The sequence below is a fragment of the Amycolatopsis sp. NPDC021455 genome (genome assembly GCF_040640995.1).
Lineage (GTDB): Bacteria > Actinomycetota > Actinomycetes > Mycobacteriales > Pseudonocardiaceae > Amycolatopsis.
Window position 1 is genome coordinate 36,671 of sequence record NZ_JBFACT010000008.1, and the last position, 20,681, is coordinate 57,351.

Sequence of the window (20,681 nt, forward strand, 5' to 3'; positions counted from 1 at the left end):
AGGCCCCTCACCGCGACTCGGTGAGGGGCCTTCGGCGTGGTCGTCAGAGCTGCTGCGCCACCAGCTCCGCGATCTGGACGGCGTTGAGCGCCGCGCCCTTGCGCAGGTTGTCGTTCGAGACGAACAGCGCCAGCCCGCGACCGCCGTCGACACCCTGGTCGACCCGGATGCGGCCGACGTAGCTCGGGTCGTTGCCCGCCGCCTGCAGCGGAGTCGGGACCTCCGACAGCTCGACACCGGCCGCGTGCGTCAGCAGCTCCGTCGCGCGCTCGACCGACAGCGGCCGCTCGAACTCCGCGTTCACCGAGATCGAGTGCCCCGAGAACACCGGCACACGCACGCAGGTGCACGACACACCGAGGCCGGGGATGCTCAGGATCTTGCGGCTCTCGTTGCGGAACTTCTTCTCCTCGTCCGTCTCCAGCTCGCCGTCGTCCACAATGGACCCGGCCATCGGCAGGACGTTGAACGCGATCGGGCGGACGTACTTCTCCGGCTTGGGGAAGTCGATCGCCGCGCCGTCGTGGGTCAGCAGCGCCGCGTGCTCGGCGGCCGCCTTCACCTGACCGGCCAGCTCGTCCACGCCGGCCAGGCCGCTGCCGGAAACCGCCTGGTACGTCGACGCGACCAGCCGGACCAGCCCGGCCTCGTCGTGCAGCGGCTTCAGCACCGGCATCACGGCCATGGTGGTGCAGTTGGGGTTGGCGATGATCCCCTTGCGCGCTTCCTTGACGGCCTCGGGGTTGACCTCGCTGACCACCAGCGGCACGTCCGGGTCCATCCGGAACGCCGAGGAGTTGTCGATCACCGTGGCACCGGCCGCGGCGAACCGCGGCGCCTGCGCCTTCGACGTCGCCCCACCCGCGGAGAACAGCGCGATGTCCAAACCGGACGGATCCGCGGTTTCCGCGTCCTCGACCGTGATTTCGGTGTCCCGCCAGGGAAGCTTCGACCCCGCCGAGCGAGCCGAAGCGAAGTACCGGAGCTCGGCGACCGGGAACTCCCGCTCCGCCAGCAGCTTGCGCATTACCGCGCCGACCTGGCCGGTCGCGCCGACCACTCCGACCCGCAGCCCGTCCACCATCAGCGACCACTCCCCGCGTAGACCACAGCTTCCTCGTCCCCGCCCAGCTCGAACGCGTCGTGGATCGCGCGCACGGCGTCGTCCAGCTGCGCGTCCCGGATCAGCACCGAGATCCGGATTTCCGAGGTGTTGATGATTTCGATGTTCACGCCGGCCTCGGCCAGCGCCTCGCAGAACGTCGCCGTGACACCCGGGTGCGAGCGCATCCCGGCGCCGACCAGCGACACCTTGCCGACGTGGTCGTCGTAGAGGACCGACTCGAAGCCGATCTCCGCCTTGACCTTCTCCAGCTCCTTGACCGCCTTGGCGCCGTTGGCCTTCGACAGCGTGAACGTGATGTCGGTGCGGCCGGAGACCGTGCTGGACACGTTCTGCAGCACCATGTCGATGTCGATCTCGGCGTCGGCGATCACGCGGAAGATCCGGGCCGCGGCACCGGTGTGGTCCGGCACCCCGGTGACCGTGATCTTGGCTTCGGAGCGGTCGTGCGCCACACCGGTGATCAGGGCTTGTTCCACGGGGATCTCCTCGATAGAACCGGTCACCGTCGTGCCCGGCTTGTCACTGTAGGAAGAGCGGACTCGGATCGGGACGCCGTAGCGTCGCGCGTACTCGACCGAACGCAGGTGGAGGATCTTCGACCCGCTCGCGGCGAGCTCGAGCATTTCCTCGTAGGTGACGGTGTCGAGCTTGCGCGCGTCCGGCACCACCCGCGGGTCGGCCGTGTACACACCGTCCACATCGGAGTAGATCTCGCAGACGTCGGCGTTCAGCGCGGCGGCGAGCGCGACGGCGGTGGTGTCCGAGCCGCCGCGGCCCAGCGTGGTGATGTCCTTGGTGTCCTGCGCGACGCCCTGGAAGCCGGCGACGAGCGCGATGTACCCCTGCTCGAGGGCCTCGGTGACCCGGCTCGGGGTGACGTCGATGATCCGCGCGTTGCCGTGCACGGACGTCGTCACGACCCCGGCTTGCGAGCCGGTGAACGACCACGCCTCGGCACCCAGGGCCGCGATGGCCATGGCGACCAGCGAGTTCGAGATGCGCTCACCGGCGGTGAGCAGCATGTCCATCTCCCGCTCCGGCGGTGCCGGGTTGACCTGCTGCGCCAGGTCGAGCAGCTCGTCGGTGGTGTCACCCATCGCCGAGCAGACGACGACGACGTCGTTGCCCGCCTTCTTCGTCGCGACGATCCGCTCCGCCACGCGCTTGATCCGGTCGGCACTTTCCAGCGACGATCCGCCGTACTTCTGGACCACGAGGGCCACGCCCGAACCTCCTCGCGGGCCGGGCGGCTCCCTGGTGGGCACCGGAGAGCCCCCGCGTCCCATGATTTGACCAGGAGCCTACCGGGGCTGAGGCGGCCCGCCACCCTGTTGACGTGGGGCGGACTCCCTCGCCGGGTGTCTTGGAAGTAAATCTTCCGCAACACCAACGAAATGCGCGGAGCCCTTCCTCCCGAGTGACGCACAGCACTCGTGGGTAGTCTCGGCGGCGTGCGAAAGCCAGCTGTGACGAGCGTCCCGATCGCGACCCTGATGGCGGAACGGTGGAGCCCGCGGGCGTACGACTCTTCCGCGTCGGTCACCCCGGAGCAGGTGCGGGCGCTGCTGGAGGCGGCCCGCTGGGCGCCGTCGTTCGGCAACACCCAGCCGGCCCGCTACCTGGTCGGCGTCCGGGGAACGCCGGCGTTCGACGCGATCCTGGGCACGCTGAACTCGGGCAACCAGGCGTGGGCGCACCGGGCGAGCCTGCTGCTGATCGGCGTGATGGTGACGACGAACGAGAAGGGTCCGGTGCCGTACGCCGAGTACGGGCTGGGGCTGGCGTCGGAGAACCTCGTGCTGCAGGCGGTGGAGCTGGGGTTGATCGCGCACCAGATGGCGGGCTTCTCGCCGGACGCGGTGCGGGAGGCCTTCGCCCTGCCGTCCGACGCGGTCCCGAAGGTGGCGATCGCGGTCGGCTCCCCGGCCGCACCCGACGTCCTGGAGGATGACTGGCGGATCGAGCGCGAGAAGGCCGAGCGGGTGCGGCTGCCGCTGGAGGAGTTCGCGTTCACGGATCAGTGGGGCAAGCCCGCGCTCTGAAGTCCGTGAAGGCCTCCTTACCGGCTCTTATGGCCGGTAAGGAGGCCTTCACGGACATTGACGTCAGGAGGCTCCACCGACGCGGCGGATGACCTTGGCGAGGATCCCGGACACCACGAGCCAGAAGATCGCCGCGATGCCGTAGTTGACCAGGACGCGCAGCTTTTCGTCACTCGGCGTGAACAGGTCGCTGAAGCCGAGGGCCAGGCTGTCCGCCCAGGACTTGACGAACGAGACGATGCCGTTGTCCGGGTTGGCCGAGCCGACCGTGAAGATCACGTGGATCACCAGCAGCGCGGCGAAGACCAGGCCGATCCAGCGGACGATCGACGCCGCCAGCGAGGCCACCCTGCTCCCGGTCCGGCGCCAGTCGACGGCGGCGCGACGGGAGACTCGCGTCTCCTCCGACGACTCAGCGTGCTCACCCATGCCCGCAGTTTCGCACGGGACCACCCCGATTGCTACCCGCAGGTAACCGTTCTGGGGAACGCAACGCCTCCGTTGAGGGCGGCGGTGGGGGCATGGATGGACACGGTTACATTGCGGCCCGGCTTCCCTCACGCCGCGTTCCGTGGCTATGGTGGGGTCGTGGCGCGTGCTCTCCTGCTTCGCTGCCGCGACGGGGCCTGACCGGACCGGCTCCCCGTCGCGGGGCTTCGTGGTGCCGGTCGCACCCGTCGATCTGGAGACACCCCCATTCCCATGAGCAAGATCCGCAAGCCCTCTCGTCCCGCGCCCGCCGGCCAGCCCGCCTGGAACACCCAGCGCGGCACGTCCATGCCGGTCCACCGCTACCGCCCCTGGTACGACCTGGTCGAGAACATCGACCTGCCGGACCGCACCTGGCCCGAGAAGCGCATCGAGCGCGCGCCGCTGTGGTGCGCCGTCGACCTGCGTGACGGCAACCAGGCCCTGATCGACCCGATGTCGCCCGCGCGCAAGCGCAAGTTCTTCGACCTGCTCGTCCGCATGGGCTACAAGGAGATCGAGGTCGGCTTCCCGGCCGCGTCCCAGACGGACTTCGACTTCGTCCGCGAGATCATCGACGAAGGCGCCATCCCGGACGACGTCAGCATCCAGGTGCTGACCCAGTGCCGCCCGGAGCTGATCGAGCGCACCTTCCAGGCCCTGGACGGCGCGCCGCGGGCGATCGTCCACATCTACAACTCGACGTCGATCCTGCAGCGCCGCGTGGTCTTCCGCGAGGAGCGCGAGGGCATCAAGAAGATCGCGACCCAGGGCGCCGAAATGGTCGTCGACCTGGCCGCGAAGCACCCCGACACGGACTTCCGGTTCCAGTACTCGCCGGAGTCCTACACCGGCACCGAGCTGTCCTACGCGCTCGAGGTCTGCAACGCCGTCACCGACATCTGGCAGCCGACGCCCGAGAAGCCGGTGATCCTGAACCTGCCGGCGACCGTCGAGATGGCCACCCCGAACGTCTACGCCGACTCGATCGAGTGGATGAGCCGCAACCTGGGCCGCCGCGACTCGGTGATCCTCTCGCTGCACCCGCACAACGACCGCGGCACCGGCATCGCCGCCGCCGAGCTGGGCTACCAGGCCGGCGCCGACCGCATCGAGGGCTGCCTGTTCGGCAACGGCGAGCGCACCGGCAACGTCGACCTGGTCGCGCTGGGCATGAACCTCTACAGCCAGGGCATCGACCCGCAGATCGACTTCTCCGACATGGACGAGATCAAGCGGACGGTCGAGTACTGCAACCAGCTGCCGGTCGGCGAGCGCTCGCCGTGGGGCGGCGACCTGGTGTTCACCGCGTTCTCCGGCAGCCACCAGGACGCGATCAACAAGGGTCTCGACGCGCTGAAGGACGCCGCCGACAAGGCCGGCGTACCGGTCGACGAGTACCCGTGGGAGGTCCCGTACCTGCCGATCGACCCGAAGGACGTCGGCCGCACGTACGAGGCCGTGATCCGGGTGAACTCGCAGTCCGGCAAGGGCGGCGTCGCCTACATCATGAAGGCCGAGCACCAGCTCGACCTGCCGCGCCGCCTGCAGATCGAGTTCTCGAAGGTCATCCAGCGCTACACCGACTCCGAGGGCGGCGAGGTCGACCCGACGACGATGTACAACGCGTTCGCGGCCGAGTACCTGGAGCTGAAGACGCCGCTGGAGCTGGTCCGCCAGCACGTCCGCGACAACGGCGACGGCGAGTACGACATCACCGCGACCGTCCGCGTGGAGGGTGACGAGCACGAGATCACCGGCCGCGGCAACGGCCCGATCGCGGCGTTCTTCGACGCGCTGTCGACGGTCGGTTACGACCTGCGGCTCCTGGACTACAGCGAGCACACGCTCTCGCCTGGCGACGACGCGCGAGCCGCGTCGTACATCGAGTGCGCGATCTCGGACCGGGTGTTCTGGGGCATCGGCATCGACGCGTCGATCGTCACGGCGTCGCTGCGCGCGGTCGTCTCGGCGGTGAACCGCGCCAACCGGTGAAAGCGGAGCGGTTGGTCGCGCTGCTGTTCACGCTGCAACGGCGACGCAGCGCGACCGCCGCCGAACTCGCGTCGGAACTGGGCGTTTCCGAGCGCACGATGCACCGCGACCTGGCGGCGCTGCGCGACGCGGGCGTTCCACTGTGGACAGAGCAGGGCCGCCACGGCGGCTTCCGCCTGGTCGACGGCTGGCGCTCCGGGCTCGACGGCCTCACCGCGCGTGAGGCCGTCGCGCTCTTCGCGCTCGGGGTGCCGGACGCGCTCGCGGGGCTCGGCCTGGACACGGCGGGCAGCGCGGCGCGGGCGAAGGTGTCGGCGGGAATGCCCGCTGAGCTGCGGGAACACGCGGCTTTGGTGGCGGGACGGTTCCACCTCGACGCGCCGGGCTGGTTCGGCAGCGCCGACGAACCGCCGGCACTGGCCACGGTGGTCCAGGCGGTTTGGGCCCAACGGCGGCTCTCCGTCAGCTATCGCCGCCGCGACAAGGTCGCCTCGCGGGAGCTGGAGCCACTGGGGCTCGTGCTGAAGGCGGGCGTCTGGTACCTCGTGGCGCGGGTGGTGCCGGACGACGCGCTGCGGACCTACCGCGTCTCGCGGATCCTCTCGGTGGCCCAGCTCGGCTCCGCGTTCGAGCGGCCGCCGGACTTCGACCTGGCGCGTTGGTGGAGTGCGTCTTCGGCGACGTTCGAGCAGGTGGCGCGGCCGTTGCGGGTGAAGGCCCGGCTGCACCGCGTCGCCGTCCGCGAGTTGCGCCGCGTGTTCGGAAGCGAGCACGTGGCGGACACGGTGGTGTCGCTGGGAACGCCGGACGAGCAGGGCTGGGCCGAGGCCGAACTCGCCCTGGAAGACGACGAGATCGGCCTCGGCCAGCTGGTGGCGTTGAGCCCGGGGGTCGAGGTGCTGGAGCCGCCGGAGCTGCGAGCGGCGCTGGCCGCGATCGGCGCGGAAGTCGCCACCCGCAACGCTCAGCGGTAGCCCGTGGTGTCCGCGGGCTTGCCGGCATCGACGACCTCCGTTATGTACCGCCAGCTGTCCGGACGGCTGCCGTCGACGTCGTCCACGCCGTACTCCCTCGCCAGCCGGCCACTGCTCACCGTCCGCCCGGACCACCGGTGCCGGTCCGGGTCCGCGGCCAGCGCCGCCACCGTGCGCCCGCAGAACGTCGGCGTCTCCGACAGTTCCCAGAGGGGGACGCGCTCGCACGCGTCGCGCCAGTTGGCTTCCGTCACCCCGTAGCCCTCCAGCATCGCCTCCGAGCGCAGGTACCCCGGCGTGAACGCGACCGCGGTCGCCCCGAAGGAAGCCAGCTCCGCGGCCTCGCCGATGGCCAGCAGGTGCGCCGACGCCTTCGCGAGGTAGAACGGCAGCGAAGTGCCTTCGCGGTACTTCGCGTTGTACTCGGCCGTGCCGTCGGTCAGCTCGACGACCAGGCCGCCCGGGCGCTTGATCAGCAACGGCAGCAGGAAGTGGCTCGTGATCAGGTGCGCGTCGATGCCGAGGCGGATCATGCGCAGGCCCGCGTCCAGGTCGTGCTCCCACACCGGCTTGGCCCAGCCGAGGTGCTTGTCGCCGCCCCACAGGCCGTCGATCAGGACGTCGAGGTGATCGATCCGCTTGGCCAGCGCCTCGACCTCGTCCGGTACCAGGTGGTCGACGCGGATCGCCTCCGCCTGGCCGCCTGCCTTCTCGATCAGCTCGGCGGTCTCCTCGATCGTCTCGGGACGGTCCACTTCGGACCGTCCGGCGCGGGTGGTGCGGCCGGTCACGTACACGAAGGCGCCCGCACGGCCCAGTTCGACGGCGATCGCCCGGCTCGCGCCGCGCGTCCCGCCCGCCACCAGGGCGACTTTTCCGGAAAGTGTGTCCATGCGCCCAGCGTCACGGCGAACCATGACAACTCCTGGCATGGTTTCGCCGAGTCTGTGGACGAGCTGTCGGGTTGCTGTGAGAACCCGGTGATCGGGAGTGCTTCGCGGCGAGCGGGCGGTTAATGGAAGTGTGGACGGATCGACGGCGGGACTGGTGCTGCTGTTCGTCGTCTCGCTGGTGCCGCTGCTGCCCACCGAGGTGACCCTCCTCGGCATGGGCATCGCGGCGGCACAGGGCGGGACGTCGCTGGCACTGGTGATCGCCGTGGCGAGTGCCGGGTGCCTGGTGTCCGACCAGGCGCTCTACGCCCTCGGCCGGTTCGGTGGCCGGGCGGCGCTGGACCGGCTGAGCCGGCGGAAGAGTTTCGCCGCCGGGCTCGGCTGGCTCGACGGGCGGCTGCAGCGCCATCCCCGGCCGGTGCTGGTGGTCGCCCGCTGGTTGCCGTGTCATCCGGGGCTCCGCCCCGGGCCGGGGGCTCCGCCACCCGGACCCCCGAAAGAGGGTGTAAGGGCGGGACGATCGGCGCCCTCCTCGCCGGATCACTCCGGTGGCCGATGGCGGAGTTCTTCCCCGCGTCGGCCGTCGGCGTCACACTCTGGACGTCCTACGTGGCCTTCCTCGGCTACGCGGGCGGCCGGATGGTCACCGAACCCGGGATCAGCCTGCTGCTCTCCCTCGGCGTGGCGCTGATCCTGGGCTCGGTGATCACCTACAGCGTTCGCCGCAGCGCTAGAGCGATTTGACGGCGTCGAGGATTTCCGCGGGTTCGGTCCGTGTCGTGTAGTCCGGGTGGACGTCGACGAACCGGATCACCCGGTCGCGGCCGACCACCACGACCGACGGGTGGGCCAGTTCCCAGCCGCCGTTGTGCCGGTCGAGGTCGGCACCGATCTTGACCATGGTCGGACGCACGTCCTCATCGACGGTGAACGTCAGCCCGAACGCGCGGGCGACGACGTTGCCGACGTCCGAGAGCACCGGGAAGCCCAGCTCGCCTGCCTCCTTCACGGCCGCCGAGCCGTCCGGCAGCTGCGGGCTGATCGCGGCCAGGCGAGCCCCGTACTTCCCCAGCTCGGGAACCACTTCGACCTGGTACGTCCGCAGCGTCAGGTTGCAGTACGGGCACCACTGCCCGCGGTAGAAGACCAGGACGGCCGGGCCGGCGGCGGTCAGGTCGCCGAGGCTGACGGCGGTGCCGTCGGCATCCGGCAACGTGAAGTCGTCGGCGGTCGTGCCGATGGCGGCGAACTTCGCCGACTTCGCCAGTTCGACCAGGTCCTGCGGATGCTTCGTGAGCGTGGCCACCAGGTCGGCGGGCCACACCTTCATGCCCTGGGTCCGGAAGTCGGTCAGGGCGTCGTTGAGCGTCATGAATCCCCCAAACTCGTTGTACTGATCGGTACAGTGCGGCCGACTGTACTATTCGGTACATGGAGGCGCAAGCGGCGGCCACGACCCCGCGCGGCAAGCGGACCCGCGACGCGATCGTCGACGCGGCGGCCCAGCTGATGTACTTCGACGGCGTCGCGGGCACGAGCGTCGACAAGGTGCTCGCCAAGAGCGGCGCCGGAAAATCGCAGATGTACCACTACTTCAAGAACAAGGAGCAGCTGGTCGCGGCCGTGATCGACCGCTACCTCGAGCAGATCCTCGGCAACCAGCCCGCGATCTTCGAGCTGAGCTCCTGGGCCGACTTCGAGACGTGGACCGAGCAGCTCCTGGACGTCCACCGCCGGGCGGGCGGCCCGATCGCCTGCCCGCTGGGCAACCTCGCCGGAGAGGTGGGCGACAACCCGAAGCTCGCGCCGCTGGTCGACCAGGCTTATCGAAAGTGGGAGTCGCACCTCGAGCAGGGCCTGATCACGTTGCGGGACAAGGGAGAACTCGCACCCGACGCCGATCCGGCGCGGCTCGCCCAGGCCGCGATGACGTCCGTCCAAGGTGGACTGCTGCTGGCCCACATCCGGCACGACATCACGGCCCTCGAGGACGCCCTGCGCATCGCCCTGACGCACCTCCACAGCTTCAGGCCGTGAGCTGGGCGACCTCCGCGCGCAGTTCGTCGATCACCTTGGCGACGGCCGGGCGCTGCAGTGCGCCTGTGCGGCAGACGGCCTCGATGAGCCGGGCCGCGCGGATCCCCGCCAATGGCCGGCCGACCAGGCCACTATCGCGCCGGGTGTCCATTGTGTACCGCGGCAGCAGCGCGATCCCGTGGCCGGCGGCGACCAGCCGCTCGGTGATCCGGAAGTCGTTGATCCGCTGCACCACGACCGGCCGCACGCCGGTGCGGATCGTCAGGGAGCGCAGCACGTCGTCCACCGGGAAGCCGAAGTCGACGCTGATCCAGCGTTCGTCCGCGAGCTCGGCGAGCTCGACGCGGCGGTGACCGGCGAGCCGATGACCGGCCGGCAGCGCGACGTCGAGGGGTTCCCTCAGCAGCGGGACGACGTCGAGGCGTCCCGAATCGAACTCCGGCGCGTGCTCGTCGCGGTGCGCCACGACGACGTCGTAGTCCGCGACCAGGCCGGGCACCTCGGCAGGCGTCATGTCGACATCGCGGACGTCGACCTCCAGGCCGTCGTACCCGGCGACGCGGGTCAGCAGCCCGGGCAGCAGCATCAGCCCGGCCGACTGGAAGATCGCGATCCGCACCCGCCCGCGCGGCGCGCTGCGGTAGGTGTCCAGCTCGGACTCGGCCCGCTCGAGCGCGGCGAGCACCTCGTCGGCCCGGGCGACGAGCGCGCGACCGGCGTCGGTCAGCCGCAGTCCCCGCCCCGCCGGTTCGGTGAGCGGCAGGCCGACCTCGCCCTGCAGCGCACGCAGCTGCTGCGAAACCGCCGACGGCGTGCAGTGCAGCGCCCGCGCGGCCGCCGTCACGCTCCCGCGGTCGGCGAATTCCCGGAGCGTGCGCAGGCGACCCAGATCCACGGCGTCAGCCTACCGTGAAGTTCCACTACAAGGTTCCCCGGATTTCGGTGGCCACCACTTCAAGATCGTGATCTCTGGTTCACATCAGCCGCCCTCCAACATGGCCTCCAGGTCCGCGAGGTCACGTTTCATCTGGCTCAATTTCATCGAATCGATCATCGGGCCGAACTGCGACGAAATTATGTCCAATTCCACTTTTCGAGATCTGGCCAGGAGGCGAATGAGCGATTGCATGGTGGCACCCACTCCCTCGACATTGAGAGCGGCTCTCTCGAGATCTCTGATCCGTTCGTCTTCCGTGCGGCCGAGCTTCTCCACCACACCCCGGATCTTCGTGCATGGCGCGCCGAGAGCCGCTATCAGATTTCCATTGCGATGTGGCGTGTACGTAGCCGCGGTGATGCCTGCCAGGTCCGAAGGCAGCCCCGGAGGGTCAGAGCGATCGAAGATCATGAACGTGCGCTCGCGGCCGAGCGCACCAATGAAGAGACCGAGCTCGAACAGAACATTGTCCCTGGCGACAGCTCTTTCCTCGCCACGGGAAACCGTCAAGTCGTCTGCCGTCAGGACCAACAATGCGAAATCGAAACGGGACACAGCCAGGACCAAAGACTCCAGCGTTCCTTGCATCAGCCCGAAGATGCCCTGCGTCCAGAGCTCGACCTCACAGAACGGCTCCAGGACGACCTGGATCGCCTCGGCGACAGCCAGCCCCTCTGACGAGGATCCGACGAACAAGGCAGGACGACTCATCTGGCTCTTCCTTCGCCGTCGTGTTCCCCCGCGCCTCAGTCGGCGTTGGCAGCCGACTTGTTACGAGCAGCCAGGCTCACTGTGAAGTACCGCTACAAGGTTCCTGAAAATATTCTCGCTGGTTCTTCAACGTCGACGTTGCCAGAGTGAAGGCATGCCCACCCGTGATCGTCTGCTCGCCGTGCTCGTGGCCGTGCTCTGGGGCCTCAACTTCCTCGCCATCCACGCCACGCTCGGCCAGTTCCCGCCGGTGTTCGCGGGGGCGCTGCGGTTCGCCGTGATCGCCGTGCCGACGATCCTGTTCGTGCCGTGGCCGAAGGTGAAGGTGCGGTACCTGCTCGGCTACGGCCTCGGTTTCGGCACCGGGCAGTTCGCGTTCCTGTTCATCGCGATGGACACCGGGATGCCGACCGGCCTCGCGTCGCTGGTGCTGCAGGCGTCGGCGCCGTTCACCGTGCTCCTCGGCGCCGTCTTCCTGCGCGAACGCGTCACGCCGCACCAGCTCGCCGGGATCGCGCTCGCCGTGGCCGGGATGGCCGCGATCGCGTGGCAGCGGTCCGCGCACGCGGCGCTGCTGCCGATGATCCTGACGTTGCTGGCCGCGCTGAGCTGGGCGTTCGGCAACCTCAGCACGCGCAAGGCCGCGCCGGACAACCCGCTGCACTTCACGCTGTGGATGTCGGTGGTGCCGCCGCTGCCGATGTTCGCGCTTTCGCTCGTCATGGAGGACCCGGCCGCCCAGTGGCGGTCGCTGACGACGCTCGGGACGCCGACGGGCCTGACCGCGCTCGGCGGGCTGGCCTACGTCGTGCTGATCGGCACGGTCGTCGGCTCGGGCCTGTGGACGACGCTCATGCGCCGCAACGCGGCCGGCGTCGTGTCACCGTTCTCGCTGCTGGTGCCGGTGGTCGGGCTGACGGCGTCGTTCGCGCTGCTGGGCGAGCGGCCGAGCGGCCTGGAGATCGGCGCGGCCCTGGTCGTGATCGCCGGCGTGCTCCTGGGCTCGCTCCGGACGGCGCCCCAGCGCGAACTCGTCAAGGTCTAGGCCGCGGTCTCTTCCTGCTGCGGGGCTTCCGCGTCGCTCTTGTGCTCGCGGCCGAGGCGCTTCTTCATGACGACGAACACGACGGCGCCGATCACGACGGCCGCCACCAGGCCGTACTTGGAGAAAGCACCGAGCCACTTCTCGGCGACCTCGCCGACGTAGTAGATGAGGGCGGTCGTGCCGCCCGCCCAGGCGATGCCGCCGAGAGCGTTGGCGATCAGGAACTTCGGGTAGTGCATGCGCAGCGACCCGGCGAGCGGGCCGGCGAGGATGCGCAGGAACGCGATGAACCGGCCGAAGAACACGGCCCACATGCCGCGTTTGTTGAAGATCCGTTCGGCGTTGGCGATGTGCGTCGGCCCGAAGTGCTTCGGGAATTTCCGGCCGGCCCAGGCGAACAGCCGCTGCCCCCCGGTTTTCCCGATCAGGTAGCCGATGCTGTCGCCGATGATGGCGCCGGCACTGGCCACGACGCCGACCCACAACGGGCTCAGGGTGGGGTGGCTCAGGGTGAGCAAGGCGGCGCTGACCAGCACGACCTCGCCGGGGAGCGGGATGCCGAGGCTCTCGATCATGATCACCGCACCGACGATCAGGTACACCGAAAGCGGCGGGATCGTCTCCAGCCATTGGTCGATGTGCACTGCTCGTACCCCCTGGGTTCCGGAATCCGCTTTTTCGCAGAATACCGGGGGCCACGCGCTGCGGGCGGCCTACTCAGGTATGGGCCCGGGTCCTCCTCAAGGAGGGGTCCGGAGTTGTCCACAGGCTTCACCCCCATGTGGACAACCGGGTCAGCGGCCGGCCAAGGCGGCCGCCCGGGAGCGCAGGTACTCCTGCTCCGGCAGGCTCAACGTCCGCCCCGCCGCGGCCAGGTACGCCTCCCGAGCCCCCTCGATCTCCCCCGACAGTTCCAGCAGATGCCCCCGCACGGCATCCACCCGATGGTGTAAAGCCAACGCCGGGTCCGACGCCGCCGAAGACAGCTCCGCCAGCCCCGCCGCGGGCCCGTGGACCTGGGCGAACGCCACCACCCGGTTCAACGTCACCATCGGGCCCGGTGCCACCACCCGCAGCAGGTCGTACAGCGTCAGGATCTCCGCCCAGTCCGTTTCCTCCGCCGTGGGTGCCTCGTCGTGGACCGCCGCGATCGCCGCCTGCAGCTGGTACGGGCCCACCGGTGCCGACGACAACGCCTTCGTGATCAGCGAAACGCCCTCCTCGATGAACTCGGACATCCAGCGGGACCTGTCCTGCCGCGCCAGCGGCACCAGCGCCCCGGTCGCCGACACCCGGGCCGGGCGGCGGGCTTCCGTCAGGAGCATCAGCGCCAGCAGGCCCGTGACCTCCCCGTCCGTCGGCAGCGAAGCGTGCAGCTGACGGGTCAGGCGGATCGCCTCCGTCGTCAGCTCGACGCGGTTCAGCGCGTCACCCGAGCTGGCCGTGTGGCCCTCCGTGAAGATCAGGTACAGCACCTGCAGCACCGCGGAAAGGCGGTCCGACGACGGTGACTCGAACCGCTCGCCGCGCAGCGACCGCTTCGCGCGGCTGATCCGCTGGCCGATCGTGGCCTCCGGGACCAGGAACGCCCGCGCGATCTCCGCCGTCGTCAGGCCGCCCACCGCACGCAGGGTCAGCGCCACCTGTGACGGCTGCGTCAGCGCCGGGTGGCAGCACAGCAGCAGCAACGTCAGCGTGTCGTCGACCCCGGACACCGGTGGCGGATCCGGTTGCCAGGCCGCCGCCTCCTCACGCCGTTGCCGGGCCGTGTCGCTGCGCCACTGCTCGATCCGGCGCCGGGACGCCGTCGTGATCAGCCACCCTTTCGGGTGGTCCGGGACCCCCGAGGACGGCCACTGCCGGAACGCCGCCAGCAACGCCTCCTGGGCGGCGTCCTCGCACGCCTCGAAGTCGCCGTAGCGCCTGACCAGCGCCATCGTGACCTGGGGCGCCAGCGAGCGCAGCAACTCCGGGATCACAGGTCCGTCCCGTGCAGCCCCATCACCGGCCGCACCTCCACCACCCCGAACGACGCCTCCGGGATCCGCGCGGCGATCTCCACCGCCCGGTCGAAATCCGCGCAGTCCAGCAGGTAGAAGCCGGCGAGGAACTCCTTGGCCTCGGCGAACGGCCCGTCGGTCGTCAGCGGGGCACCACCCGAGACGCTGACCCGCTTCGTCATTTCCGGGAAGGCGAGCCGCTCGGAGACGATACGCTCACCGGACGCGTCGAGATCGTCGTTGAGCTGCTGGTAGTAGGCCAGCCCGGCGGCCTGCTGTTCGTCGCTCATCCCCTCCCACGCCCGGCGGGACTCGGGATTGCCGTAGATCAGGACCACGTACTTCATCGTCGCCTCCCGGAAAGAAGAATGGCATGACCGGGCACGACGAGAAGCAGATTCGCGCGCTGATGGCGGCACGTGAGGTGGCGATGGCGGAACGTGACGCCGAAACCCTCGGGTCGCTCTACTCACCGGACGTCGCGGCGTTCACCCTCGCGCCACCCCTCGTCCAGCCCGGCACGGACGTCACCGCGGGCTTCGACCCAGCCGTCGACCTGACGCCCTGAAACGTCTTGAACGACTCGTTCCTGTCGTCTGGCGACAGGAACGAGTCGTTCAAGACAACCGCGGCTTCAGAGGATTTCGGCGGAGGTGCCGATGTCCGGCGGGCCCAGGTCGGGGTTCAGCGCCCCGGTGAGCTCCACCAGCTCCGGCTCCACCTCGTGCGGCTGGATGCGCCCGTCGCGGATGTCCTCCGCGTAGTGGCACGCCACCCGGTGACCGCCGCCGATTTCGCGCAGCTGCGGGCGGTCGGTGTCGCACAGGCTCGCCTGCCGCCACGGGCAGCGCGTGTGGAAGCGGCAGCCCGACGGCGGGTTCGCCGGCGAGGGCAGGTCACCGGCGAGCAGGATCTGCTCGCGGGTGTCCTCGACCTGCGGGTCCGGCACCGGGATGGCCGACAGCAGCGCCCGCGTGTACGGGTGCAGCGGCTCCCGGTACAGCGAGTCCGCGTCGGTCTCCTCGACCAGCGCACCCAGGTACATCACGCCGATGCGGTCGGAGATGTGCCGCACCACCGCGAGGTCGTGCGCGATCACCACGTACGTCAGCCCGAGCTGGTCCTGCAGGTCCTCCAGCAGGTTCACCACCTGGGCCTGCACCGAAACGTCCAATGCGGACACCGGCTCGTCGGCGACGATCAGGTCCGGCTCCACGGCCAGCGCCCGCGCGATGCCGATGCGCTGGCGCTGCCCGCCCGAGAACTCGTGCGGGTACTTCCGCAACGCCGTCTCGGGCAGGCCGACCGCCGACAGCAGCTGCCGCAGCCGCCGCTGGGTGGCCTCCTTGTCCTTGTCGAGGCCGTGCGCGCGCATGCCCTCGAGCAGGATGGACTCGACCGACTGGCGAGGGTCCAAACTGGACAGCGGGTCCTGGAAGATCATCTGCATCCGGCGCCGGGCCTTCCGCAGTTCCTCACCCTTGAGGTGGGCGACGTCGGTGCCGTCGAACACCACGTGGCCGTCGGTCGGCTCGTTCAGCCGCAGGATCGCGCGGCCCAGCGTCGACTTGCCGCAGCCGGACTCGCCCACCAGGCCGTAGGTCTCGCCGCGGCGGATGGCCAGGTCGACGCCGTCGACCGCGAAGACGTGGCCGACCGTCCGGTCGAACACGACACCGCTCTTGATCGGGAAGTGCACCTTGAGGCCGGTGACCTCGAGGAGCACTTCACCACCGGGACGGGTCATCGGGTTCCTCCTCCCGCGGCGACCGCGGGCCGCACGGGGTTGTGACAGCGCAGCAGGCCGCCCTGGTCGGGCACCAGCCGCGGCTGGACCTCGCGGCAGACCGGCAGCGCGTTCGGGCAGCGCGGGGCGAACGCGCACCCGTGGTCCCACGGGATGTTGTCGGCCACCGAACCCCGGATGGGGATCAGCTTCTCGCCGCGGCCCGCGTCCAGGCGCGGGATCGACGCGAGCAGGCCGTGGGTGTACGGGTGCCGCGGCTCGGCGAACAGCTGGTGCCGCTGCGCCCGCTCGACGATCTTGCCGCCGTAGAGCACGTTGACCTCGTCGCAGAGCCCGGCGACGACGCCGAGGTCGTGCGTGATCATGATCAGCGCGGTGCCGGTGTCCTGCACCAGTTCCCGCAGCAGCGCGAGGATCTGCGCCTGGATGGTGACGTCCAGCGCCGTGGTCGGCTCGTCGGCGATGAGCAGCCGCGGGCGGCACGCCAGCGCGATCGCGATCAGCGCGCGCTGCCGCATCCCGCCGGAAAGCTGGTGCGGGTACTCGGAAAGCCGCCGTGACGGGTCCGGGATGCCGACCTTGCCCAGCAGGTCCACCGCTTCGACGGACGCCGTCTTGCGCGACATCCCGCGGTGGCGCTCCAGCACCTCGGTGATCTGCAGCCCGATCGGGATGACCGGGTTCAGCGAGGACAGCGGGTCCTGGAACACCATGCCGAGGTCGCGGCCGCGGCGGTCGCGCATGTCCTTGTCGGACAGCTTGAGCAGGTCCGTGCCTTCGAACCGCACGGAACCGCTGACCTTGTTGCCGCGCCTGGCGAGCAGCCGCATGATCGCCAGCGACGTCACGGACTTGCCGCAACCGGACTCGCCGACGAGCCCGACCGTCTGGCCGGGTTCGACGTCGAAGCTGATGCCGTCCACCGCGGTGAACGGCCGCTCGCCACGGCGGACGAAGTCGACCTTCAGGTCGCGGACTTCGAGGAGTGCCATGGGGAAATCACCGCCTGTTCTTCGGGTCGAGGGCTTCGCGGAGGGACTCGCCGAGCAGCGTGAACCCGAGCGCGACGACGATGATCGCGATCGCCGGGTAGTACGCGAGCTCCGGGCGGACGTCGAGGAACTGGTGCGAGGCCTTGCCCAGCATCAGCCCCCACTCCGCCCGCGACGGGTCCGGGTCGCCCAGACCGAGGAACGACAGCGCCGCGGCCTCCAGGATGGACGTCGCCAGCGTCAGCGTCGCCTGCACGATCACCGGGCCGAGCGAGTTCGGCAGCATGTGCCGGAACACGATCGTCCCGCGCTTGACGCCCAGTGACGTCGCCGCCAGCACGTGGTCGGCGTCGCGTTGCGAGAGCATGGAACCGCGCAGCAGCCGGGCGAAGATCGGCACGCCGATCATCGACACGGCCAGGATGACCGTCCACTGGCTCGGCTTCGCGAACAGCGCCGCGATCGAGATCGCCAGCAACAGCGACGGGAACGACAGCATGACGTCGACCAGTCGCATGAGGACGGTGTCGACCCAGCCGCCGAACGCGCCGGCCACGCCGCCGATGATCACGCCCAGCAGCACGCCGACGAGCGTCGCGAGGACACCCACGACGAGGGTCTGCTGGGCGCCGGCGATCAGCCGCGACAGGAAGTCGCGGCCGAAGTCGTCCACGCCGAGCGGGAAGCCGGCCTGCGCGCCCGGGATGTAGTTCGGCCGGATCTGGTCGCCCAGGTAGTGGACGTCGGGGTCCTTCGGCTCCAGCAGGGGCGCGAAGATCGCGACGATGAGGAACAGGCCGGTGATGACACCACCGGTGATCGCGACCGGGCTGCGCAGCATCCGGCGAAGCGCTTCCCCGCCGAGGCTGCGCCCGCTCGCCGCGGCGAGCTTGTCGATCGGTTCCTTCTTCTTGTTGAGCAGAGTGTTCATCGCACACGCACCCTCGGGTCGATGATCCCGTACGAGATGTCGACCAGCATGTTCACCAGCACGTACACCACCGCACCGAACAGCAGCAGCGCCTGCAGCCGCGGGTAGTCACGCCGTTCGATCCCTTCGGCCAGCAGGAAGCCGAGACCGCGGAAGTTGAACACCCGCTCGGTCAGCACCGCGCCGCCGAGCAGCGCGCCGGTCTGCAGGCCGATGGTGGTGACCACCGGCAGCAGGCCGTTGCGCAGGACGTGCCGGCGGCGCACCACCGGCTGCGTGAGGCCCTTCGAGTTCGCCGTGCGGATGAAGTCCTCGTTGAGGACGTCGAGCACGGACGCGCGGGTGATCCGGGTGATCACCGCGAGCGGGATCGTGGCCAGCGCGAACGCGGGCAGGACCAGGTGCCGGATCGCGTCCCAGACGGCGTCCCACTCGCTCGTCATGATGCCGTCGAGGATGGCGAAGTTCGTGATGGACGTGGCGTCGAGCCCGGCCGCCTGCCTGCCCTGGGACGGCAGGCCCAGCGGCGCGGCCAGGACGTCTTGCATCATGTAGCCGAGGAAGAACACCGGCACCGCGACGCCGATCAGGCTGAGCACGATGATCACGTTGTCGACGGCGCCACCGCGGTAGCGCGCGGACAGGTAGCCGGCGGGGATGCCGATGACGACCGCGATGATCATCGCGGAGAGACCGAGCTCGATGGTCGCCGGCAGGAACGTGGCGATCTCACCCATCACGGGCTGGGTCGACACGAGCGAGTTGCCGAAGTTGCCGGTGAACGCCCGGCCGAGGAACCCGAAGTACTGGATGAAGATCGGCTGGTCGAGGCCCAGCACGTGGTTGAGGTCAGCGACCTTCTCCGGCGTGGCCTTGTCCCCGAGCAGTGCGGCGGCGGGACCGCCGGGGAGGGACCGGAGCCAGGCGAAGACCAGGATGGACAGGATGAAGAGCGTCGGGATCGCTTGTAGCAGCCGACGCACGAGGAAACGGAGCACTTGCAGTCCTTTGTTGCCAGCCCGGGAATCAGGCGCAGGGGGTGGGTGCGGTAGCACCCACCCCCTGCCTTTGGCTGAGAGCCTTCGATCAGCTCACGGTCACGGTGTTGAAACGCTCGTCGGTGAGCGGGCTCGCCACCAGACCCTTGACCTTCGGGCCGACCACGATCGCCGGGGTCGGGTACGCGATCGGGACCGCCGGGAGGTAGTCCATGATCATCTTGTTCACGTCCTGGTACGCCTTGGCGTGCGCGTCGCCGGCCGGCGAGGCGTCCGCGGCGGCCAGCGCCTGGAACAGCTGCGGGTTGTTGAAGCCGAACTCCTTCTTCTCCCGGCCGAAGAAGGTGCCGATGAAGTTGCCGGCGTCGTTGTAGTCACCGGTCCAGCCGAGCAGGTGCAGGTCCTGCTTGCCCGCCTTCTGGACGTCGTCCTTGTAGCCACCGTTCCACGGCTCGGCGTGGGCCTCGATCTTGACGCCGATCTTCTTGAGGTCCTCGGAGATCGCGGTGAAGGTGTCCGCCGGGTTCGGCATGTACGGACGGCTGACCTCGGTCGGGTAGTAGAACTTGAGGGTCAGGTCCGTCGCGCCGGCCTGCTGCAGCAGTTGCTTGGCCTTCTCCGGGTCGTACGGGTACTTCGTCACGTCGTCGGTGTAGCCCGAGATGACCTTCGGGACGAACTCGGTCGCGACCTCGGAACCCTCGGCCAGCTTGCTCTTGACGAACTGCTCGCGGTTGATGCCGTAGGCCAGCGCCTTGCGGACGTTGGCGTCCTTCAGCTTCGGGTTGTTGGCCTGGTTGATGCCCAGGTACAGCACGTTGAACGACGGGCGGATGAGCACCTGCTCGCCGTCGTTGCGCAGCAGGCCGTAGTCCGCCGGGCTCGGGTAGTCGTAGCCGTGGATGTCGCCGGCCTTGAGCGCCTGCTTGCGGGCGTTCTCGTCCGGGATGACCTTGAAGATCAGCTTGTCGAGCTTCGCCGGCGTCGGGCTGGTGTCGTTCTTCACCAGGGTGATCTCACCCTTGGCCTGGTCCCAGCTCTCGAACTTGAACGGGCCGGTGCCGACCGGGTGCTTGTTCGCGTACTCGCTGTAGGTGAACGAGTCACCGCTCTGGGTGACGGTGTCCGCGTTGTACTGCTTGAGCGCGGTCGGGCTCTGGATCGCGAACGACGGCAGCGTGAACGCCGCCGGGAACGCGCCCTTGGCCTTGTTCAGGTTCAGGACCGCGGTCGTCGGGTCCTTCGCCTCGCAGCTCTTGTAGACCGGGTCGCCCGTCGCGTCGCCCTCGTTCTTGGCGAAGCCCTCGAAGACGTCGCCGTAGTAGATCATCTGGCTCTGGGCGGCGGCGCCCTTCATGTTGAACCAGCGGTTGAAGTTGTAACAAACCGCCTCGGCGTCCATCGCGGTGCCGTCGGAGAACTTGACGCCCGACTTCAGGGTGAACGTCCAGGTCTTGCCGTCGTTGCTCTGCTCCCACTTCTCGGCGAGGGAGGGCTCGAGGTCGGCGGTGCCCGGCTTGTTCTGGATCAGCGTGTCGTAGATCTGCCGCGTGATCCGGAAGGTCTCGCCCTCGTCGTTGAACGCGGGGTCGAACATCTTCGGGTTACCGGCCGCGCCGAAGATCATCGTGCCTCCGGAACCACCCCCGGCGCCCTCGTCACGCTTGGATTCCGCACAGGCGGACAGCGAAACCGCGAGCGCGCCGGCGAGCCCGATCAGGGCCACGCGGCGTGTTCGGGTCAGCCGCAATTGCTGCATCTGGCACCCCTTGGGAGATGTTCGGG

The 20,681-nt window shown here is 69.3% G+C and carries 21 protein-coding genes and 1 pseudogene; 7 read left to right on the forward strand and 15 right to left on the reverse strand.

The features are described 5' to 3' along the window. Positions 1-43: 43 nt before the first annotated feature. Positions 44-1,084 (reverse strand): aspartate-semialdehyde dehydrogenase, encoded by a 1,041-nt coding sequence (locus AB0G28_RS13460; protein ID WP_361087559.1) that lies wholly within the window; start codon positions 1,082-1,084, stop codon positions 44-46. Then, positions 1,084-2,349 (reverse strand): aspartate kinase, encoded by a 1,266-nt coding sequence (locus tag AB0G28_RS13465; protein ID WP_361087562.1) that lies wholly within the window; start codon positions 2,347-2,349, stop codon positions 1,084-1,086. Before AB0G28_RS13465 ends, AB0G28_RS13460 begins: the two co-directional genes overlap by 1 nt. Positions 2,350-2,577: 228 nt before the next feature. Here AB0G28_RS13465 and AB0G28_RS13470 point away from each other — a divergent pair, with 228 nt between their 5' ends. After that, on the forward strand, positions 2,578-3,168 hold the full coding sequence (locus tag AB0G28_RS13470) for a nitroreductase family protein (RefSeq protein WP_361087565.1): 591 nt from the start codon (positions 2,578-2,580) through the stop codon (positions 3,166-3,168). A gap of 63 nt (positions 3,169-3,231) precedes the next feature. Here AB0G28_RS13470 and AB0G28_RS13475 read toward each other — a convergent pair whose 3' ends face one another. Further along, entirely contained in the window at positions 3,232-3,597 is a 366-nt protein-coding gene (locus tag AB0G28_RS13475) for a hypothetical protein (protein WP_361087568.1), read from the reverse strand. A 273-nt stretch (positions 3,598-3,870) separates the two neighbouring features. Here AB0G28_RS13475 and leuA point away from each other — a divergent pair, with 273 nt between their 5' ends. Further along, positions 3,871-5,631, forward strand: coding sequence for a 2-isopropylmalate synthase (gene leuA / locus AB0G28_RS13480; protein WP_361087571.1), 1,761 nt, complete (start codon positions 3,871-3,873; stop codon positions 5,629-5,631). Further along, a complete protein-coding gene (locus AB0G28_RS13485) occupies positions 5,628-6,605 on the forward strand; it encodes a YafY family protein (RefSeq protein ID WP_361087573.1) in 978 nt (325 codons plus the stop codon). Before leuA ends, AB0G28_RS13485 begins: the two co-directional genes overlap by 4 nt. Here the strand turns inward: AB0G28_RS13485 and AB0G28_RS13490 are convergent. Further along, positions 6,596-7,498, reverse strand: a complete 903-nt coding sequence (locus AB0G28_RS13490; protein WP_361087576.1) for an SDR family oxidoreductase — start codon at positions 7,496-7,498, stop codon at positions 6,596-6,598. The two genes, AB0G28_RS13485 and AB0G28_RS13490, sit on opposite strands and share 10 nt — an antisense overlap. Positions 7,499-7,628: 130 nt before the next feature. Here AB0G28_RS13490 and AB0G28_RS13495 point away from each other — a divergent pair. Further along, positions 7,629-8,242: pseudogene (locus AB0G28_RS13495) on the forward strand (DedA family protein). On the opposite strand, the gene AB0G28_RS13500 reads toward AB0G28_RS13495, so the two are convergent. Next, positions 8,229-8,870 (reverse strand): peroxiredoxin-like family protein, encoded by a 642-nt coding sequence (locus AB0G28_RS13500; protein ID WP_361087579.1) that lies wholly within the window; start codon positions 8,868-8,870, stop codon positions 8,229-8,231. The pseudogene AB0G28_RS13495 and the gene AB0G28_RS13500 sit on opposite strands and share 14 nt — an antisense overlap. Positions 8,871-8,929: 59 nt before the next feature. On the opposite strand from AB0G28_RS13500, the gene AB0G28_RS13505 reads away from it, so the two are divergent. After that, positions 8,930-9,535, forward strand: coding sequence for a TetR/AcrR family transcriptional regulator (locus AB0G28_RS13505; protein ID WP_361087580.1), 606 nt, complete (start codon positions 8,930-8,932; stop codon positions 9,533-9,535). On the opposite strand, the gene AB0G28_RS13510 is transcribed toward AB0G28_RS13505, so the two are convergent. Together AB0G28_RS13510 and AB0G28_RS13515 are read right to left on the reverse strand one after the other, a co-directional pair. Beyond that, positions 9,525-10,430 (reverse strand): LysR family transcriptional regulator, encoded by a 906-nt coding sequence (locus tag AB0G28_RS13510; protein ID WP_361087584.1) that lies wholly within the window; start codon positions 10,428-10,430, stop codon positions 9,525-9,527. The genes AB0G28_RS13505 and AB0G28_RS13510 overlap by 11 nt on opposite strands. An 84-nt stretch (positions 10,431-10,514) precedes the next feature. Continuing rightward, entirely contained in the window at positions 10,515-11,183 is a 669-nt protein-coding gene (locus AB0G28_RS13515) for a TIR domain-containing protein (RefSeq protein WP_361087586.1), read from the reverse strand. A 154-nt stretch (positions 11,184-11,337) separates the two neighbouring features. Here AB0G28_RS13515 and AB0G28_RS13520 point away from each other — a divergent pair, with 154 nt between their 5' ends. Then, positions 11,338-12,228 carry an EamA family transporter gene (locus AB0G28_RS13520; RefSeq protein WP_361087589.1) on the forward strand — a complete coding sequence of 297 codons (891 nt, stop codon included), beginning with the start codon at positions 11,338-11,340 and terminating at the stop codon, positions 12,226-12,228. On the opposite strand, the gene AB0G28_RS13525 is transcribed toward AB0G28_RS13520, so the two are convergent. The 3 genes from AB0G28_RS13525 to AB0G28_RS13535 form a co-directional block, all read right to left on the reverse strand. After that, a complete protein-coding gene (locus tag AB0G28_RS13525) occupies positions 12,225-12,872 on the reverse strand; it encodes a DedA family protein (protein ID WP_361087592.1) in 648 nt (215 codons plus the stop codon). The genes AB0G28_RS13520 and AB0G28_RS13525 overlap by 4 nt on opposite strands. 150 nt (positions 12,873-13,022) lie before the next feature. Beyond that, positions 13,023-14,207, reverse strand: coding sequence for a DUF6596 domain-containing protein (locus AB0G28_RS13530; protein WP_361087594.1), 1,185 nt, complete (start codon positions 14,205-14,207; stop codon positions 13,023-13,025). Next, positions 14,204-14,575, reverse strand: coding sequence for a YciI family protein (locus AB0G28_RS13535; RefSeq protein WP_361087597.1), 372 nt, complete (start codon positions 14,573-14,575; stop codon positions 14,204-14,206). Before AB0G28_RS13535 ends, AB0G28_RS13530 begins: the two co-directional genes overlap by 4 nt. Positions 14,576-14,601: 26 nt before the next feature. On the opposite strand from AB0G28_RS13535, the gene AB0G28_RS13540 reads away from it, so the two are divergent. Next, entirely contained in the window at positions 14,602-14,796 is a 195-nt protein-coding gene (locus AB0G28_RS13540; RefSeq protein WP_361087600.1) for a hypothetical protein, read from the forward strand. Between the two features lie 66 nt (positions 14,797-14,862). Here AB0G28_RS13540 and AB0G28_RS13545 read toward each other — a convergent pair whose 3' ends face one another. From AB0G28_RS13545 to AB0G28_RS13565, 5 genes are all read right to left on the reverse strand, one after another. Next, positions 14,863-15,975, reverse strand: a complete 1,113-nt coding sequence (locus AB0G28_RS13545; RefSeq protein ID WP_361087603.1) for an oligopeptide/dipeptide ABC transporter ATP-binding protein — start codon at positions 15,973-15,975, stop codon at positions 14,863-14,865. After that, on the reverse strand, positions 15,972-16,967 hold the full coding sequence (locus AB0G28_RS13550; RefSeq protein ID WP_361087606.1) for an ABC transporter ATP-binding protein: 996 nt from the start codon (positions 16,965-16,967) through the stop codon (positions 15,972-15,974). The genes AB0G28_RS13545 and AB0G28_RS13550 overlap by 4 nt, the downstream gene beginning before the upstream one ends. Positions 16,968-16,974: 7 nt before the next feature. After that, positions 16,975-17,898, reverse strand: a complete 924-nt coding sequence (locus AB0G28_RS13555) for an ABC transporter permease (RefSeq protein WP_361087609.1) — start codon at positions 17,896-17,898, stop codon at positions 16,975-16,977. Further along, positions 17,895-18,896, reverse strand: a complete 1,002-nt coding sequence (locus tag AB0G28_RS13560; protein ID WP_361087611.1) for an ABC transporter permease — start codon at positions 18,894-18,896, stop codon at positions 17,895-17,897. Before AB0G28_RS13560 ends, AB0G28_RS13555 begins: the two co-directional genes overlap by 4 nt. A gap of 88 nt (positions 18,897-18,984) precedes the next feature. Next, positions 18,985-20,655, reverse strand: a complete 1,671-nt coding sequence (locus tag AB0G28_RS13565) for an ABC transporter substrate-binding protein (RefSeq protein ID WP_361087614.1) — start codon at positions 20,653-20,655, stop codon at positions 18,985-18,987. Positions 20,656-20,681 lie beyond the last annotated feature (26 nt).